This is a genomic window from Modestobacter marinus, from assembly GCF_011758655.1.
In the GTDB taxonomy this organism is placed as follows: Bacteria; Actinomycetota; Actinomycetes; order Mycobacteriales; family Geodermatophilaceae; genus Modestobacter; species Modestobacter marinus.
In genome coordinates, this window is the sequence record NZ_JAAMPA010000001.1 from 1739305 (window position 1) to 1756193 (window position 16889).

16 protein-coding genes are annotated in these 16889 nt (G+C 72.6%); 8 read left to right on the plus strand and 8 right to left on the minus strand.

Going from position 1 to position 16889, the window contains the following annotated elements; translation table 11 throughout:
* Positions 1 to 4 precede the first annotated feature (4 nt).
* The 3 genes from FB380_RS08200 to FB380_RS08210 all read left to right on the plus strand — a co-directional run bounded on the left by FB380_RS08200 (position 5) and on the right by FB380_RS08210 (position 2881).
* Positions 5 to 844, plus strand: a complete 840-nt coding sequence (locus FB380_RS08200; RefSeq protein WP_166754645.1) for a 3-methyl-2-oxobutanoate hydroxymethyltransferase — start codon at positions 5 to 7, stop codon at positions 842 to 844.
* Between the two features lie 25 nt (positions 845 to 869).
* Positions 870 to 1727 (plus strand): alpha/beta fold hydrolase, encoded by an 858-nt coding sequence (locus FB380_RS08205; protein ID WP_208382798.1) that lies wholly within the window; start codon positions 870 to 872, stop codon positions 1725 to 1727.
* A 110-nt stretch (positions 1728 to 1837) separates the two neighbouring features.
* Positions 1838 to 2881 (plus strand): Bug family tripartite tricarboxylate transporter substrate binding protein, encoded by a 1044-nt coding sequence (locus tag FB380_RS08210; RefSeq protein ID WP_166754646.1) that lies wholly within the window; start codon positions 1838 to 1840, stop codon positions 2879 to 2881.
* A gap of 51 nt (positions 2882 to 2932) precedes the next feature.
* On the opposite strand, the gene FB380_RS08215 is transcribed toward FB380_RS08210, so the two are convergent.
* Both FB380_RS08215 and FB380_RS08220 read right to left on the minus strand, forming a co-directional pair.
* A complete protein-coding gene (locus tag FB380_RS08215; RefSeq protein ID WP_188959496.1) occupies positions 2933 to 3388 on the minus strand; it encodes an RpiB/LacA/LacB family sugar-phosphate isomerase in 456 nt (151 codons plus the stop codon).
* A gap of 10 nt (positions 3389 to 3398) precedes the next feature.
* Complete coding sequence (locus FB380_RS08220; protein WP_166754647.1) at positions 3399 to 4346, minus strand: substrate-binding domain-containing protein; 948 nt, start codon at positions 4344 to 4346, stop codon at positions 3399 to 3401.
* 276 nt (positions 4347 to 4622) lie between these two features.
* Here FB380_RS08220 and FB380_RS08225 point away from each other — a divergent pair, with 276 nt between their 5' ends.
* Genes FB380_RS08225 through FB380_RS08240 form a run of 4 tightly spaced genes read left to right on the plus strand, consistent with a single transcriptional unit; the run spans position 4623 to position 8373 of the window.
* Complete coding sequence (locus FB380_RS08225; protein ID WP_208382799.1) at positions 4623 to 5672, plus strand: zinc-dependent alcohol dehydrogenase; 1050 nt, start codon at positions 4623 to 4625, stop codon at positions 5670 to 5672.
* On the plus strand, positions 5669 to 6361 hold the full coding sequence (locus FB380_RS08230) for a 4-carboxy-4-hydroxy-2-oxoadipate aldolase/oxaloacetate decarboxylase (RefSeq protein ID WP_166754649.1): 693 nt from the start codon (positions 5669 to 5671) through the stop codon (positions 6359 to 6361). Before FB380_RS08225 ends, FB380_RS08230 begins: the two co-directional genes overlap by 4 nt.
* Positions 6358 to 7377 carry an amidohydrolase family protein gene (locus FB380_RS08235; RefSeq protein WP_166754650.1) on the plus strand — a complete coding sequence of 340 codons (1020 nt, stop codon included), beginning with the start codon at positions 6358 to 6360 and terminating at the stop codon, positions 7375 to 7377. The genes FB380_RS08230 and FB380_RS08235 overlap by 4 nt, the downstream gene beginning before the upstream one ends.
* A gap of 6 nt (positions 7378 to 7383) precedes the next feature.
* A complete protein-coding gene (locus FB380_RS08240) occupies positions 7384 to 8373 on the plus strand; it encodes a type 2 periplasmic-binding domain-containing protein (RefSeq protein WP_166754651.1) in 990 nt (329 codons plus the stop codon).
* Between the two features lie 85 nt (positions 8374 to 8458).
* On the opposite strand, the gene FB380_RS08245 is transcribed toward FB380_RS08240, so the two are convergent.
* Complete coding sequence (locus FB380_RS08245; RefSeq protein ID WP_166754652.1) at positions 8459 to 8671, minus strand: hypothetical protein; 213 nt, start codon at positions 8669 to 8671, stop codon at positions 8459 to 8461.
* 421 nt (positions 8672 to 9092) lie between these two features.
* On the minus strand, positions 9093 to 10346 hold the full coding sequence (locus tag FB380_RS08250; protein ID WP_166754653.1) for an NAD(P)/FAD-dependent oxidoreductase: 1254 nt from the start codon (positions 10344 to 10346) through the stop codon (positions 9093 to 9095).
* A 160-nt stretch (positions 10347 to 10506) separates the two neighbouring features.
* Here FB380_RS08250 and FB380_RS08255 point away from each other — a divergent pair, with 160 nt between their 5' ends.
* Positions 10507 to 11199, plus strand: a complete 693-nt coding sequence (locus FB380_RS08255) for a class II aldolase/adducin family protein (protein ID WP_229681812.1) — start codon at positions 10507 to 10509, stop codon at positions 11197 to 11199.
* Between the two features lie 7 nt (positions 11200 to 11206).
* Here the strand turns inward: FB380_RS08255 and FB380_RS08260 are convergent, their stop codons facing one another.
* The 4 genes from FB380_RS08260 to FB380_RS08275 all read right to left on the minus strand — a co-directional run bounded on the left by FB380_RS08260 (position 11207) and on the right by FB380_RS08275 (position 16869).
* Entirely contained in the window at positions 11207 to 12379 is a 1173-nt protein-coding gene (locus tag FB380_RS08260) for an MFS transporter (protein ID WP_166754655.1), read from the minus strand.
* A gap of 345 nt (positions 12380 to 12724) precedes the next feature.
* Positions 12725 to 13780: a 2,3-butanediol dehydrogenase gene (locus FB380_RS08265; RefSeq protein WP_166754656.1), complete on the minus strand. Its 1056-nt coding sequence runs from the start codon at positions 13778 to 13780 to the stop codon at positions 12725 to 12727.
* 37 nt (positions 13781 to 13817) lie between these two features.
* Complete coding sequence (locus tag FB380_RS08270) at positions 13818 to 15647, minus strand: NAD(P)/FAD-dependent oxidoreductase (protein WP_229681813.1); 1830 nt, start codon at positions 15645 to 15647, stop codon at positions 13818 to 13820.
* Between the two features lie 196 nt (positions 15648 to 15843).
* Complete coding sequence (locus tag FB380_RS08275; protein ID WP_229681814.1) at positions 15844 to 16869, minus strand: zinc-binding dehydrogenase; 1026 nt, start codon at positions 16867 to 16869, stop codon at positions 15844 to 15846.
* Between the last annotated feature and the right edge of the window lie 20 nt (positions 16870 to 16889).

The following is a 16889-nucleotide window of genomic DNA, read 5'->3' on the forward strand; positions in this document are numbered from 1 at the left end:
CGAGATGGCTGAGCGGTCCAAGGTGACCCTGCGCGACCTGCAGGTGATGAAGGACGAGGGTCGGAAGATCGTCGGCGTGGTGGCCTGGGACCACCAGGTGGCCCGCATCGTCGACCGGGCAGGCGTCGACCTCGTCTCGGTGGGCGACACCGTGGGGGTCAACCTCTGGGGTCACGCGAACCCGTTCGAGGTGACCATGGAGCAGATCCTCGTGGTCACCCAGGCGGTGCGCCGCGGGGTGGAGCGGGCGCTGGTCAGCGTCGACTTCCCCTTCGGCCCGCTGCAGGAGGGCCCGGCCAGCGCGGTGCAGGCAGCGATCCGGTTCGTCAAGGAGGCCGGCGTCGACCTGGTCAAGCTCGACGGTGCAGCCGACCACCTGGACGCCGTCGAAGCCGTCACGCGAGCCGGCATCCCCGTCTTCGCCCAGTTCGGCATCACCCCGCAGACCGCGCTGCGCTACGGCGTCGAGTACAAGTCGATCCCCTCGGCGGCCGACGCCGTGCCGGAGGAGCTCACCGATCAGCTGGTGACGGAGGCCACGCGCCTGCAGAACGCCGGTGCGGTGCTGCTGAACTTCACCAACTCGGGGCCGGTGGTCGGAGCCGCGGTCGCCGAGGCGGTGTCGATCCCGGTGGTCGGCGGCTTCGGTGGCGGTCCCTGGCTGGACGGTCGGATGCGGATGGTCAACGCCGCGATCGGCTACGCGGCCTCGGCCCTGGACGGCGCCCCGGACACCTACGTCAACGTGGCGCAGCTGACCCTGCAGGCGATCACCTCCTACTCCGAGGACGTCCGGGCCGCGCGGCAGCTGCCCGGGGGCATCCCCGTCCCGCCGGCGTCCTGACCCGCCCGACCGAGAGGACCTGACCGTGCCCACTGCCGTCGTCGACGGGATCACCACGCGCTACGAGGTCACCGGCGGCGGCCCGCCGCTGCTGATGTTCTCCCCCGGCGGGTTCGACTCCACGCTGGAGAGCTGGCGGACCGTCGGCATCTACCGCCGGCTGGACGTGCTGGCCCAGCTGAGCGCCGCCTACACCTGCATCACCTTCGACCGGCGCGAGTCCGGGCAGTCCGGTGGGCGGGTCGAGCGAATCTCCTGGGCCGACTACGTGGCCCAGGGGCGCGGCCTGCTCGATCACCTCGGCATCGAGCAGGCGCACCTCATGGGCGGCTGCGTCGGCTGCTCGACGGTTGCCGCGTTCGGCGTCGCGCACCCGCAGCGGGTGCTGAGCATGGTCATGTACTCCCCGGCCGGAGGGGTGCGGTACCGGCTGAAGCAGCACTCCCGGTTCGTGCAGCACCTGGCCTTCGTCGAGACCAACGGCCTCGGCGCGGTCGCCGACCTGGTGCGGGGCTCGGACAAGGGGTTCACCGCCGATCCCCGGGTCGGCCCGTGGAACAGCGTGCTGCGCACCGACCCGGGCTTCGCGGCGGCCTACGTGCGGCTGGACCCGGCACGCTATGCCGTCGTGGTCAGCGGGATGGCCCGGTTGATGTTCGACCGGGACACCGTCCCCGGCGCAGAGCCCGAGGACCTGCTGGCCTGTGACATCCCGACACTGATCGTGCCCGGACAGGACGACTCGCACGCGCCGTCCGCGGCGCGCTACCTGCAGGAGTGCCTGCCGGGCGCCGAGTACTGGGACGTCCCGGTGGCCGAGCAGACCGCGGAGACCGCGCCGGCTCGCATCCTCACGTTCCTCGGCGCCGCTGGTGGCAGCTGACCGGTCCGGACGGCGGCTGCAGTGCCGTCGCGACCGTGGGGGCGAGCCGACCGCCTTCCGATCTCCCCGGGCCCCGGGCTGAGAGCACTCCGATGAAGGAGCAATCCACGATGGCAACGACGACCGGCGCCGGACGGCGCGTCACCTCCCGCACGGCCATGGCCGTGGCCCTGGCCGGGCTGCTCACCGCGTGCGGATCGGGTTCCGGTGGTCCGGACGAGGAGAGCGCGGCCGCGTTCGACGGCGAGGACATCGACCTGGTCGTGCCCTACGAGCCCGGCGGCGGTTACGACGCCTACGCCCGCGGCATCGCGCCCTACCTCGAGGAGTGCCTGGGCGCCCGGTTGGTGGTCCGTAACGAGCCAGGTGCCGGTGGCCTGGTGGCCACCAACAGGACCGCTGCCGCGCCGGCCTCGGACAACCGCATCCAGATCGTCAACACCGTCGGCCTGGTCTCCGCGCAGATCGCCGAGGCCGAGGGGGCGAACTTCGACCTCAACGACCTGAACTGGCTGGGCCGGGTCTCCTCGCCGCCGAACGTCATGGTGGTGGCGCAGGACAGCCCGATCCAGGACTTCCAGGACATCGTCGACTCCGGCGAGCCGGTGCAGTTCGTGGCCCAGGGGCCCGGGGCGAACGACTTCATCGCCCCGAACATCATCGGGCAGGCCTACGGCTACCCGTTCGAGATCATCACCGGTTTCGCCGGTGCCCCCGAGGCCCGGACCGCCGTGGTGGCCGGCAACGCCGACGCCCACGTCCTGCCGATCGACAGCCAGCTCGCCGCGATCGAGGCGGGCGACGTCCGGCCGATCGTGACCGTCGACGAGGAGCCCGACCCGCTGCTGCCGGACGTCCCGACGATCTACGAGACCGAGCCGCCGGACGACGAGGCGAAGACGATCATCGACAACCTCATCGCGCTGGGGCAGACCGGCCGCGGGATGATCGCCTCCCCGAGCATGGCGGAGGAGCGGGTCGCCGCGCTCCGCGAGGGCATGCAGTGCGCGTTGGACGACACCGAGCTGCAGACCGAGCTGGAGGAGCAGCAGCGTCCGCTGGCCCCGCTCAGCGGTGAGGACACCGCCGCCCTGGTCGCAGAGGTGCTGGACTCCCCGGCAGAGTTCCAGGAGCTCGTGGTCGGCAGCTACTGACCGACCGGTCCCACCGGTGGGTGCGCACGCCGCACCCACCGGTGGGACCGCTCAGCCCAGGGGCTCGCCTCGCTCGAGTGCGGCGATCTGGTCCAGCCGTCTCTGGTGCGGGCCGCCGGTGAACCGCGTGTCCAGCCACAGCTCGGTGATCTCCCGGGCCTGTTCGGCGGCGAGCACCTTGGCACCGAGCACCAGGACGTTGGCGTCGTTGTTCGCCCGGGAGATCCGGGCGTGGAAGAGGTCGGTGCACAGTCCGGCCCGGATGCCGCGCACCTTGTTGCAGGCGACCGTCTCACCCATCCCGCTGCCGCCGACCATGATCGCGCGATCGGCCTGCCCGTCGACGACCCGCCGGCAGATGTCCGCGCAGAGCAGCGGGTAGTCCACGACCAGGGCGTCGCTGTCGGTGCCGCGGTCCTCGACCTGGTGTCCCTGTGCCCGCAGCCAGGTGATCAGCCCGGCCTTGAGCGCCACGCCGTTGTGGTCGGCCGCGATCGCGATGCGCACGATGTCCCGCTCAGGCGGTCAGGTCGGTGGTGCCGGCGGCGAAGACGTCCTCGACGGCGATCGGGGAGGCCAGGATCCGCTGGTCCACCGCCGCGCGCAGCAACTGCTCGAGCACCGCCCGGTTCGGCTCCAGCCCGTAGGGCAGCGGGTCGGACCCGGTGGCCTGCAGGACCCGCTGGTACATCCGGTCGGTGCCGGTGGGCGCCTCGATCTCCTCGGCGCGCAACCGCTGGACGTACCGCTGCTTGGCGCGAGCGAACACGTCGAAGACCTCCGCGGCGAGCTCCGGCCGCTCCCGGAGGAGATCGTTGCGGACCACCACGAGGTGGTTGATCGGGTACAGCCCGCGCTGCTCGAGGGCACGGAACCCCGCCTCGGTCGGCTCGGGGATCAGCGGGACGACGTCGGGGGAGTCCAGGTCGGCGCCGATCACCGCGGCCAGCTGCCCGCTGCGCAGCTGCTCCTCCATCGTGCCGCCCGGCTCGAGCGGGACGACGTTGGCCGGCGGCTCGTACTGCGTCACGTGCTCGTCGCCGGAGAGCGCCCAGGTGATTCCGCTGAGGTCGACGTCGTACTCGTCCTGCAGCACGGCCCGTGCCCACACCCCGGTGGTCACGGTGTACCCGCGGTTGACGCCCACCCGGCGGCCGGCGAGGTCGGCCGGTGTCCGCACGTCGGAGCCGGCCAGCACCTGCACGGCCCCGTGGTGGAACCCGCGCACCAGGAAGGCCGGCACAGCGGTGAAGGCCACTCCGTGGGCCTTGGCGACCAGGTAGGTGGTCAGCGCCATCTCGCTGATGTCGAACTCCAGGTCGCGGACCATCCGGCGGAACGCCTGGGGGAGGACCGGGACCTCCTCGAAGGCGAAGCGGAAGCCCTGCGGCGCCACCGCCCCGCTCTTCAGGTCGGCGTTGTTCCCCTGCGTGCGGGTGACGGTCTTCAGCAGCGGCTCGGCCACGTGTCCTCCTGGCTGGTGCCCGCCGGTCACGTGTCCGACGGCGCTCTCCTCGTGCGGTGACCTCCGGTCCCGGCCGCCGCGACCCGCTCGACGCGGCGGCCGACCGGGGGGCATCTCTGACGGTCGGTGCGCAGCAAACTAGCATGGTCAGACCAATAGACCGCGGGTTACGGTGATGCCGATCACCACCGTCGGAGGCAGGGGGCAGGCATGGCAGACCAGGTGCTGGCGGCAGTGCGGACCGGGCCCGGGAGGACGGAACTCCGGGAGTTCCCGATGCCCGAGATCACGGACGATGCCGCGTTGCTCAGGATCGAGGTGGCCGGCATCTGCGGCACCGACGTGAAGCTGTACCGCAAGCCCACCATCGACGCGCCGGTGATCATGGGGCACGAGAACATCGGCGTCATCGCGAAGGCCGGCGCGCAGTGGTCCCGGATGCACGGGCTGCGCGAGGGTGACCGGGTCTTCGTGGAGCACTACGTCGGCTGCATGCACTGCGAGTGGTGTCGGGCGGGGGAGTACCGGCACTGCCAGCTCACCGACTGGCGGACGAACCCCGACGCCCGCCGCTACGGCTACACCTCCTCGGACAACCCGGGGCGGCTGTGGGGTGGGTTCTCCCAGTACATGTACCTGCCGTGGAACGCGGTGACCCACCGGGTGCCCGACGGTGTCTCCGCCGAGCTGGCCGGCCTGGTCACCCCGCTGTCCAACGGCATCGAGTGGGCGCTCAACGCCGGCCGGGTGGGCTACGCGAAGACCGTGCTCATCCAGGGCCCCGGCCAGCAGGGGCTGTCCCAGGTCGTCGCCTCCAAGCAGGCCGGCGCCTCGCTGATCGTCGTCACCGGCACGACCCGGGACTCCTCCCGGTTGCAGCTGGCCCGCGACCTGGGGGCGGACGCCACCATCGACGTGCTGACCGAGGACCCGCTGGAGCGGGTCCTGGAACTGACCGGCGGCGCGGGCGTCGACGTCGTCCTGGACTGCACCTCCGGGGCGGGGACCGCACCGGTCCTGCTCGGCATCGACGCGCTCAAGCGCCGGGAGGGGATCATGGTGACCCAGGGCGAGGAGGCCGCGTTCCCCGACTTCCCGCTCAAGAAGATGACCGAGAAGTGCATCACGCTGGCCAGCGCCCGCGGGCACAGCTACCGCTCGGTGGAGCTCGCACTGGCGCAGCTGGCCTCGGGCCGCTTCCCCCTGGAGCGGCTGGCCACGCACACCTTCGGCCTCGAGGACGTCGACCACGCGATCCGCGCCCTGGCCGGGGAGACCGGCGAGGACGCGCTGCACATCTCGCTCCTGCCCTGGGGGGCGGCGTGAGTGGCATCGTCGTCCGCAACCCCCGGCGTGCCGACCCCCACGTGGTCGCCGGCCTGGCCGCCTGCGGCGTCTCGACCGTGCACGAGGCGCAGGGCCGCACGAACCTGCTGCACCCGGCGCTGCGGCCGGTCTACCGCGGGGCGCGGGTGGCCGGCACCGCGGTGACGGTCAGCGTGCCGCCGGGGGACAACTGGATGATCCACGTCGCCGTCGAGCAGTGCGCCGAGGGCGACCTCCTGGTCGTCGCGCCCACGACGCCGTCGCAGGCCGGCTACTTCGGTGACCTGCTGGCCACGTCCCTGGCCGCCCGCGGGGTGCGTGGCCTGGTCATCGACGCCGGCGTGCGGGACGTCGCCGACCTGACCGAGATGCGGTTCCCCGTCTGGTCCCGCTGGATCTCGGCGTTCGGCACGGTCAAGGAGACCCTGGGCAGCGTGAACGTTGGGATGGTCTGCGCCGGTCAGTGGGTGGAGCCCGGTGACGTGGTGGTGGCCGACGACGACGGCGTCGTCGTCGTGCCCCGGGACGAGGCCGCGCAGGTGCTGGACGCCGCCCGGGCCCGCGAGGCCAAGGAGGCCCGTGCCCGGGAACGCTATGCCAACGGGGAGCTGGGCCTGGACGTCAACGGGATGCGCGAGCGGCTGGTGCGCACGGGCCTCACCTACGTGGACGCGGAGGACGCCTCGTGATCATCGACTGCCACGGTCACTACACGACCGAGCCGGCGGCGCTGCAGGAGTTCCGTGCGGCGCAGCTGGCCGCGCTGGACGACCCGGCCGCCAGGGCCCCCGAGCCGCCGGTGATCGGCGACGACGAGCTGCGCGCCAGCGTGGAGGGCAACCAGCTGCGGGTGCTCCGCGAGCGGGGCGGGGACCTGATGGTGCTGTCGCCGCGCGCCTCGGGGATGGGGCACCACGTCGATGACCCGGAGACCGCGCGGGTGTGGGCGGCGACGAGCAACGACCTCGTCGGCCGGCTGGTCGGGCTCTACCCGGAGCGCTTCGCCGGGGTCTGCCAGCTGCCGCAGACCCCGGGCGGTCCGCTGGACGACGCCGTGGCCGAGCTGCACCGGTGCGTGGAGACGCTGGGCTTCGTCGGCTGCAACCTCAACCCCGACCCCTCGGGCGGGTTCTGGACGGCGGAGCCGCTGACCGACGAGTACTGGTTCCCGCTCTACGAGGCGATGGTCGAACTGGACGTCCCCGCGATGGTGCACGTGTCCGGTTCGTGCAACCCGGTCTTCCACGCCCTCGGGGCGCACTACCTGAACGCCGACACCACGGCGTTCATGCAGTTCCTCACGGGCGACCTGTTCACCCGGTTCCCCACGCTGCGGTTCGTGATCCCGCACGGCGGCGGTGCCGTTCCGTACCACTGGGGGCGCTATCGCGGGCTCGCCGAGCGGATGGGCCGACCGCAGCCGTCGACGCTGCTGGACAACGTCTTCTTCGACACCTGCGTCTACCACCAGCCGGGCATCGACCTGCTGACCCGGGTCGTGCCGGTGGACAACGTGCTGTTCGCCTCGGAGATGCTCGGTGCCGTCCGCGGAGCCGATCCGGAGTCCGGTGTCGGCTGGGACGACACCAAGGTCTACGTCGACCGCGCCGGGCTGACCGACACCGAACTGTCCAAGGTCTTCGAGGGGAACGCGCGCCGCGTCTACCCCCGTCTGGATGCGCAGCTCACCGCTGCGGGGAAGTAGCGCCTGATGTCCCGACTGCGGCTGACGTTCGCCTGCGGCGACTACGACCGGACCCGCGCCCTCGCCGAGGGCACGATCCTGCCCGACGGCATCGACCTGAACTACCTGCGGCTCCCGGTCGAGGAGACGTTCTTCCGGATGATGCGGCACCGGGAGTTCGAGGTGGCGGAGATGTCGCTGTCCTCCTACGTGAAGTCCCTGGACAGCGGGGGGTCGCCCTTCGTGGCCCTGCCGGTGTACACCTCCCGGCAGTTCCGGCACACCGGCGTCTTCGTGCACGCCGACGCCGGCATCGAGAGGCCGGAGGACCTGCGCGGCAAGATCGTCGGCACCCCGGAGTGGCAGCTGACCGCCGGCGTCTGGATCCGCGGCATGCTCGCCGACCAGTACGGCGTCCCGGTCGACTCGGTCAGCTACCGCACCGGGGGGCAGGAGACCCCGGGGCGGATCGAGAAGGCGGCGGTGGACCTGGGCGGAGCCGCCGACCTGCAGCCGATCTCGGAGGGGGAGACGCTCTCGGGGATGCTCGCCGACGGGCGGATCGACGCCCTGCAGAGCCCCCGGGTGCCGTCGTCGTTCGTTCCCGGCGGGCCGGTCCGCCGGCTGTTCGCCGACCCGGTGGCGGCGGAGAAGCAGTACTTCTCCGAGACCGGCATCTTCCCGATCATGCACGTCGTCGTGGTACGGCGTGACGTCTACGAGGCCAACCGCTGGGTGGCCCAGTCGCTGACCAAGGCGCTGACCCTGGCCAAGCAGCAGGCCATGGTCGAGCTCTACGACTCCTCGGCACTGCGGTTCATGCTGCCCTGGCTGATCCCGGGCCTGGAGGAGGCTCGGTCGCTGCTGGGCGAGGACTACTGGTCCTACGGGTTGGAGCAGAACATCGACACCCTGACCACGTTCCTCCGCTACCACCACGGACAGGGTCTGTCGAGGCGCCGGCTGGACCCGGAGGAGCTCTTCGCGCCGGAGGCGCTGGAGGCCTTCGTCATCTGACCCGGACGCGCGGCGGGCCGGGGACCGTGAGGTCCCCGGCCCGGAGCCGGTCAGCTGCGGCGGTGCAGCGGGTGAGGTGCTGCGGTCAGCGCAGGTCGTCGGAGAAGCGCGACAGGACCGCGCGCCGGGCGATCGGGCCCTGGGCGCCCTCGTAGGACGTCGCGGCGGAGAACGCGTTGCCGACGATGAACGACGTCGTCATCGCCATCCGGCGCAGCCGCGTTGCCGGGGACCAACGGCGCGGGATGGCGACGCGGGGGGCGGAGATCGCCTGCTGCAGGGGCGTGGTGCTGGTCACGTCAGGTGCTCCCTCTCGATTCTCGTCTTGCTCTTACAGTAGGACCATTCGCAGTCCCGGGATGCCCATCGGCCGACCTCTGCCTCGTGAGAGCCCTCACATGAAGAGCGCGGGCATTGTGTGGATCACATTTCGAGCATTGCCTGGATCACAGTCGTCATCCGCGTCACACTGCAGGTCAGCGTCCTGTCGATCGGCGGCGTGGCTCGGCGGTCAGGGCTGCGTCGTTCTGCAGGGGTGGTCGACGGAGACCGGGGGAATGGTCGGCCGGGATTGTCGTGGCCATTCTCTGACAATGGCGGCGTCCCTGGTCGGAACCCTCGGGCGACCGGCCGCAGAATGGTCGTCACCGGGTGTGGAACGGCCGCGGGCCGGGGTGGCGACGGGTGGTCGCCACCCCGGCCCGGGGGGAGGGGTTCGGTCAGGCGGTGGCGGCGGCCAGCACCGTCTTGAGCGGGACGGCGCTGTCGGCCACCTGGGTCGGCGACAGTGGCACTCCCAGGGTGAGCGCCTTCCGCACCACCAGGTAGTCGGCCGGGTTGTTGACCGCGTCCACGCCCAGCAGTTCGCCCTGGCGGTAGTAGAGGACGGAGAACTTCTCGCTGTCCGGGTCGCCGCGCACGACGTGCTGGTCGAAGCCGGCCGACAGTCCAGCGATCTGCAGTCGCAGGTCGCCCTGGTTCGACCAGAACCACGGCACGGTCCGGGTCTCCACCCGCCGGCCCAGCAGCGAGGCGGCGGCCACGCCGGCCTGGGCGACCGCGCTCTGCACCGACTCCAGTCGTACTCGGCCGAGGCCGGTCAGCGGGTGTGGCTGCACGGTGCAGTCGCCGGCGGCGACCACGGAGGGCGAGCTGGTACACGCCCAGCCGTCCACGACGATCCCGCCGTCGCACTCCAGGCCGATCTGCTCGGCCAGTTCGGTCCGCGGCTGCACGCCCACCCCGATCAGCACCAGGTCTGCCGGCAGCGTCGACCCGTCGTCGAGGACCACCTCGCTCACCCGGTCGCCGCTGCCGCGCAGTTCGGTCACCCCGGTCGACAGCAGCACCGTCGTCCCCCGGCGCTCGTGTGCCTGGCGGTAGAACTCCGAGGTGACAGGTGCCACGGCTCGCCCGACCAGTCGGTCGGCCATCTCGACGACGGTCACCGACCTGCCCTGGGCGCGCGCCGCGGCGGCCGCCTCGAGCCCGATGAACCCCCCGCCGATGACGACGACCTGGCCGGCGTCGGCGAGTCCGGCCCGCACCTGCGTGGCGTCATCGAGGTCGCGCAGGTAGAGGACGCCGCCCAGGGCGGCACCGGGCACCTGCAGGCGGCGCGGGCGGGCGCCGACGGTCAGGGCGAGCCGGTCGAAGGCCAGCCGGAGCCCGCCTGCGGTACGTGCGGTGCCGGGGTCGGCCGAAGCGGCGCTGGGAAGGGACACGTCGACCACTCGCTCACCGCAGACCAGCTCGATCCCGTTCTCGGCATAGAAGGCGGGTGTGCGGAACGCGAGCGATTCGTGGCCGGCGGCGCCGGCCAGGAACTCCTTGGACAGCGGCGGCCGCTGGTAGGGCGGGTGTGCCTCCGCGCCGACCAGCGTGATCGGGGCGGTGTCGCCCAGTTCGCGGAGGGAGACGGCCACCTGTAGCCCGGCCTGGCTGGCGCCCACGATGACGGTGCCGGCGCTCATCGGCGCCACCCCGCGTCGGGCATGGGGCGTGCGGAGTGCGCAGGACGCATGGACATCTCCGAACCGTCGGGATTGGTCCTACCATCATGCCACGCAACGAGCGTCCGGAGGACTGTGCGACCGACGGGGGTCGCAGGCTCCGGTCGAGACGGAGGACGACGTGAGCCAGCAGCTGCGGGAACTGGTCTCCCAGGGGTGCCGGGTGCTCGGTGCCGCCGACCAGGGGGACCTCATCTGGGGCCACGTGTCGGTGCGGGACCCGGAGGGGCGCGGGGTCTGGATGAAGGCTTCCGGACTCGGCTTCGAGGAGGTCGGCCCAGAGGACGTCCTGCTGGTCTCCTGGGACGGCGAGGTGCTCGAGGGCCACGGTCGACGGCACGCCGAGTACCCGATCCACACCGAGGTGATGCGGGCCCGCCCCGACGTCGGGAGCGTCATCCACACGCACTCCCCGGCCGCGGTGGCCCTCGGCGCGGTGGGCGTGCCGCTGCGCCCGATCTCGCACGAGGCGAACCTGTTCGTCCCGCCCGATCTCGCCCGGTTCACCGACACCGGGGACCTCGTCCTCACGGCCGAGCTCGGCGAGCGCGTCGCGGCGACCCTGGGCGACCGGAATGCCTGCCTGATGGTCAACCACGGGGTCGTCGTGGCAGCGGCGGACGTGCCGACGGCCACGGTCACCGCCTACCTGCTGGACCGGGCCTGCCGGATGCAGCTCACCGCGATGGCCACCGGCAGTTGGGCCACCTGGTCCTCGCCCGAGGAGTCGCTGTCCAAGCGGGGCCACTGCTACTCCGACGCGATGGTGCACGGGGCGTGGGAGTACCTGGTGCGCCGGCTCGACCGCAGCTGACCCGCGCTCAGGCGCCTGCGGCCGGTCCGGGCGCCGGGCCGGCGCGGTGTCGCAGCGCGACCGCTGGCAGCGCCATCCCAGCACCCACCACGGCGATCGCCGAGGACAGCGGGAGTGCCACCACCAGCCCGGCGACGGCCAGTGGCGCGACCAGCAGGGCGGCGGCGCGGAACGTGCCACTGACCGCGATGGCCTCACCGCGCTCCTCCGGGTGCACGGCCTCGGCGGCTGTCGCCTGACCGATCACCTGCACGGCGCCGGCGGCCACCCCGCTGACGCTCAGGACGAGCGCGGCGAGCGCCAACTGGCCGGCGACCAGGCCGGTGAGGGCGGTCGCCACGCCCGTGACCAGTACCCCGACGATGAGCACCCGGCCGGACCAGCGGGCGGGCACCCATCCGGAGATCGCCGTGCCGATCAGCTGGGCGCCGTTGGCGGCCGAGACCAGCAGGCCGATGCTGGAGGAGGACTGCCGGGCCTGGTCCAGGGCGACCGGCACGTAGGACGTGAGCAGGGCGCGCCACGCCCCTGCGGTCATGCCCGCCCAGCAGCCGACGTCGACACCCGGTCGTCGCCACAGTCGTCCCGGCGGCCGGTCGACGGGTGGTGTGAACGGGGGGAGCCGGTCCAGCAGGAGTGCGGGCAGGGCGCCGACGAGGGCGATCGAGGCCGAGATCGCCAGTGCCAGAGCGGGGGTGCTCTCCGACAGCAGGCCGGCGGCGACCGGGCCGATGAGCAGGCCGATCGAGGCCGCCAGGTTCACCTTCGCCAGTGCGCCCGCCGCCCGGCCCGGGCCACGGACGACGTGGGTCTGGCTGCCGGTCCAGAAGCACGCTCGCGAGGCGCCTTGGAGCAGTTGGGCGAGGACGAAGGGCACCGGCGCCGCTGACAGCGCCACTGTTCCGCTGCTGAGTGCCAGCAGCACCCCGGCGCCGGCCACGAGGGTCCAGTCCGGCCAGTGCCGCATGGCCAGGCCGAGCATCATCCGAACGCCCATCTGGGCCACCGCCGACGCCGCGGTCAGGGCGCCGATCTCGACCGCGGAGTACCCGGCCTCGATGGCCAGCAGCGGCAGCGCGACGCTGGCGATGCCCAAGGCCACCGAGTAGACCCCAGCTCCGGCGGCGGAGGCGGCGACGTCCCGGGAGGGCGGTCGGCGGCGCCACGGCCACCGGCTCATCGGACCGTGAGCCCACGTCCGGGGGCGGTCTGCATGGGTCCCCCGGTCGTCGTCGTCCGCAGCGGGAACCCGCCGTCGAGGACTCTAACAGCGGTGGACGAACGGTAATACCTTTATGGGCGGCAGCGCGGTTCGCCAGCGCCGATCGCGAGCACAGTGGCGGTCTCGACGAGGTCGACGCCGGCCCGGTTCCCGATGATCGACGCCCGCAGCGCAGCGTCCGCGGCGGCTGCCCGCGCGCGAGGTCGGCCAGCCGACGGTGGTGCTGGTGCGACCCCGGCCCGGTTCCGGGCCGTACGGGCGCACATCGTGGAGCCCGCCGACCGGTGATCCCGGCCCGCCGGCTCAGGGGTGGACGAGGATCTTGACCTGGGAGTCCTTGTGGTGGACGAGTGCGTCGAGCCCCTCGGCCACCAGGTCCTCCAGCGGGATCCGTGCGGTGATGAAGGGCGCCAGGTCCACCTTCCCGCTGCGGACCAGTTCGATCGTGGCCGGGTGGTCGCCGGCGTAGGCGATGGTGCCGCGCAGGTCGATCTCCTTGAGCACCAGCTTCTGCATGTCCACCTGTGCCGGGTGCCCCCAGATGGAGACGTTGACGACGACGCCGCCCGGGCGCACCGCGTCGATCAGGGTGTCCAGGACGGCGTTGACGCTGGTGCACTCGAAGCAGACGTCCGCGCCCCGGCCGTCGGTCAGCTCCCGCACGCGCTCGGCGACGTCGACCTCGGTCGGGTCGAGCACGTGCGGGGCCACCTCCGTCTCGGCGGCCTTCGCCTTCCGGGCAGCGCTCACCTCGGTGATGAGGACCGTCAGCCCCTCGGCGGTGAGCAGTGCCGCGAGCAGCAGCCCGATCGGCCCGGCCCCGCCGACCAGCGCGACGTCCCCGGGGCCGGCCCCGCTGCGGACGTAGGCGTGGTGCCCGACCGCCAGCGGCTCGATCAGCGCGGCCTGGTCCAGCGGCACGTCCCCCACCGGGTGCACCCAGCGGCGCTGGACCACGATCTGCTCGCTCAGTCCCCCTCCGCGGCCGCCGAGCCCGATGAAGTTCATGTCCGGGGACAGCTGGTACGGCCGGCCGGGGCTGGTGTCCACGTCGTCCCGGATGATGTACGGCTCGACGACCACCCGTTCGCCCACGGACAGGTCGTCGACCCCGTCCCCGAGGGCGCGGACGGTGCCGGAGAACTCGTGGCCCAGGACGATCGGGATCGACTCGCCGGACACCGGCTGGGGTGCGCCGGGCGGCGGGATGAAGATCGGGCCCTCGAGGTACTCGTGCAGGTCCGTGCCGCAGATGCCGCACCAGGCGACGTCGATCGCGACGGTGCCGGGCCGGAGCTCCGGCGCCGGGACCTCCTCGATCCTGATGTCCCCACGGCCGTGGTAGCGGGCGGCTCGCATCGTGGTCTCCAATCGGGGGAGCGGCTGCCGACGGGGTTCAGCTGGTGTGGTGGACCTCCTGCAGCCGGTACACCGGGGTCGGGATGCCCACCTGCCGGGCCTTGAGCTGCAGCGCCAGGTACAGCGAGTAGTGCCGGGACTGGTGCAGGTTGCCGCCGTGGAACCACAGCGCCTCCTGCTGGGTGGGCTTCCACATGTTGCGCTGCTCGCCCTCCCACGGGCCGGGGTCCTTGGTGGTGTCCGAGCCCAGCCCCCACACCTTCCCCACCCGGTCGGCGACCTCCTGGCTGATCAGGTCGGCGGCCCAGCCGTTCATCGAGCCGTACCCGGTCGCGTAGACGACGAGGTCGGCCGGCAGCTCGGTGCCGTCGGCCAGCACCACCGAGTCCTCGGTCAGGTGGTCGACCTGCCCCTTGACCAGCCGGACGTCGCCGTTCGCGACGAGGTCGGCCGCGCCCACGTCGATGTAGTAGCCCGACCCGCGGCGCAGGTACTTCATGAACAGGCCCGAGCCGTCGTCGCCCCAGTCGTGGTCGAACCCGGCGGCCTCGAGGCGCTGGTAGAAGTCGGCGTCCCGCTCCCGCATCTGGTCGTACAGCGGGATCTGGAACTCGTGCATGATCCGGTACGGGAGCGAGGCGAAGGTCAGGTCCGCCTTCTCCGTCGTCATCCCGCCGGCGACGGCCTCCTCGGAGTACAGCGCGCCCAGCCCGATCTCCATCAGCGAGTCCGACCGGACGATGTGGGTCGAGGAGCGCTGCACCATCGTGACGTCGGCGCCGTTCTCCCACAGCGCCCCGCAGATGTCGAAGGCCGAGTTGTTCGAGCCGATGACCACGCAGCGCTTGCCCCGGTAGGCGTCCGGCCCGGGGTGGGCCGAGGAGTGGTGCTGGTCGCCGCGGAACAGGTCCTGGCCGGGCAGCACGGGGACGTTGGGCTTGCCCGACATCCCGGTGGCCAGCACGAGCTGCTTCGGGCGCAGCTCCACCGGCACGCCGTCCCGCTCGACGGTGACCCGCCACTCGTCGAGAGCCTCGTCCCAGTGGGCGCTGATCGCCCGGGTGTTCCCCCAGTAGTTCAGCTCCATCACCCGCGTGTAGGACTCCAGCCAGTCGGCGATCTTGTCCTTGGGGGCGAACACCGGCCAGTTGTCCGGGAACTTCACGTAGGGCAGGTGGTCGTACCAGACCGGGTCGTGCAGGCACAGCGACTTGTAGCGGCTGCGCCACTGGTCCCCGGGCCGGGGGTGCTTGTCGATCACGATGGTCGGGACGTCGAGCTGCCGCAGCCGGGCCCCGAGCGCGATCCCGCCCTGCCCGCCACCGACGACGAGCACGTACGGCTGGGTCTGGTACCCCAGCTCGCGGGCCTCCCGCTCGCGCCGGTCCAGCCAGGTCTCCCGGTCGCGGTGGACGCCGTGCTCGGCGCCCATCGGCCGCCGGTCCCGCGCCGGCTCCTCGTGCCCGGTCAGCTCGTACAGCGTGGTCAGCAGGGTCCAGGCCTTGCCGTCCTTGAGCCGCAGGTGGCCCCGGCCGCGGCCGACGGCGGTCTCGAAGCTGATCCAGGCCTCGTCGACGCCGTCGGCGCCGGTGGGCGGCTCCGCGGCCGTGAAGCCCTGCGGGTCGGTGCGGTCGAGCGTGGTCTGGAGCAGGTCGCGGACGCCGTCGTGTCCCTCGACCGTGGTGATGTTCCAGCTGAAGGCGACCAGGTCACGCCAGAAGCACGTGGGGGCGAAGAGCTCCACCACCCGGTCGACGTCCCGGGCGGTCAGCGCGGACTGGAACGCCTCCAGCCAGGCGCCGACCCGGCTGCCGGGGTCGTCGGTGCCGGTGGTCGTGGTGTCGGTCGGGTCCAGGGTCTGGGTCACCGCGCGGCTCCTGCGTCGTCGGAGGAGAGGCCGCCGCGTCCGGCGTCCGGGTGCAGCTGACCACCCCAGCGACGCGCAGCGGGAGAGCTGTGCCGGTGGTGGGGCGGCGGACGTCGAGAGCCGCCACCGCGCGTGTGTCACGGCTCACACGCGGTGACCCGTGGGGGCCATGGCCTCGGCCATGGCCCCCGCGGGGTCAGGGCTGCAGGACCAGCCGGATCGGGTTGCCCTCCTTGTTCGACAGCCGCTCCACCGCGGTCGCGGCCTCACTCAGCGGCAGCGTGTCGCTGACCGAGCGGGCGAAGTCGATCCGGTGGTGCCGCACCAGCTGGACCAGTTCGAGCACGTGCTCGGGCATCGACCCGTAGTGGCCCAGTACCTTCTGCCCGAAGTAGCTGAACGCCGTCCCGTCCCTGATCGTCAGCGGCTGCCTCGTCAGCCCGACCAGTACCAGCGCGCCACCGGGGCCCAGCGCCCGGACCGCCTGCTCCCGCACCGCGGCGACGCCGGCGAAGTCGAAGGCGACGGCCAGCCCAGTCCCGCCGGTCGCGGCCCGCACCTGGTCGACCAGGTCGTCGTCGGCGGGGTCCAGCGCCAGGTCGGCACCGAACTGCAGCGCGCGCTCCCGGGCGGCCGGCACCGGGTCGACGGCGATGATCGGCGCGGCGCCGGCCAGCCGGAGCAGCTGGACGCCGTGCGCCCCGAGCCCGCCGATGCCCCACACGCCGACCGGCTGGGCCGGCCGCACGCCGGCGGTGGCGGTGATCGCCGCCCACGGGGTGGAGACCGCGTCCGGCACGATGCAGGCCTGCTCCAGCGGGAGGTCGTCCGGGACGGCGACCAGCGTGTCGGCCCGGGCGACGGCGTACTGCGCCCACCCGCCGTCGTAGTCGACGCCGCGGGTGTGCACGACGCCGTTGCGCTCCTCCCCGGCCTGCAGCAGCACCCGCTGGTCGTCGGCCCAGCCGGTCACGCCCGGGCCCAGCGCCGCGACGGTGCCGGCCACCTCGTGGCCCAGGGTGACGGTGTCCCCGCGCAGGAACAGCGGCCTCAGCTCACCCTCGATGAGGTGCACGTCGGACAGGCACACGCCGGCGGCGCGCACCCGGACGAGCACCTCACCGGGGCCCGGGGCCGGCACGGGCACCTCGGTGACGGCGAAGTCGCGGGTCCGGACGTCGAGGCGTCCGGCGAGCATGGAGTCAGGGATCTTCTCGGCCACCACCCCACCCTGCCCCCGGC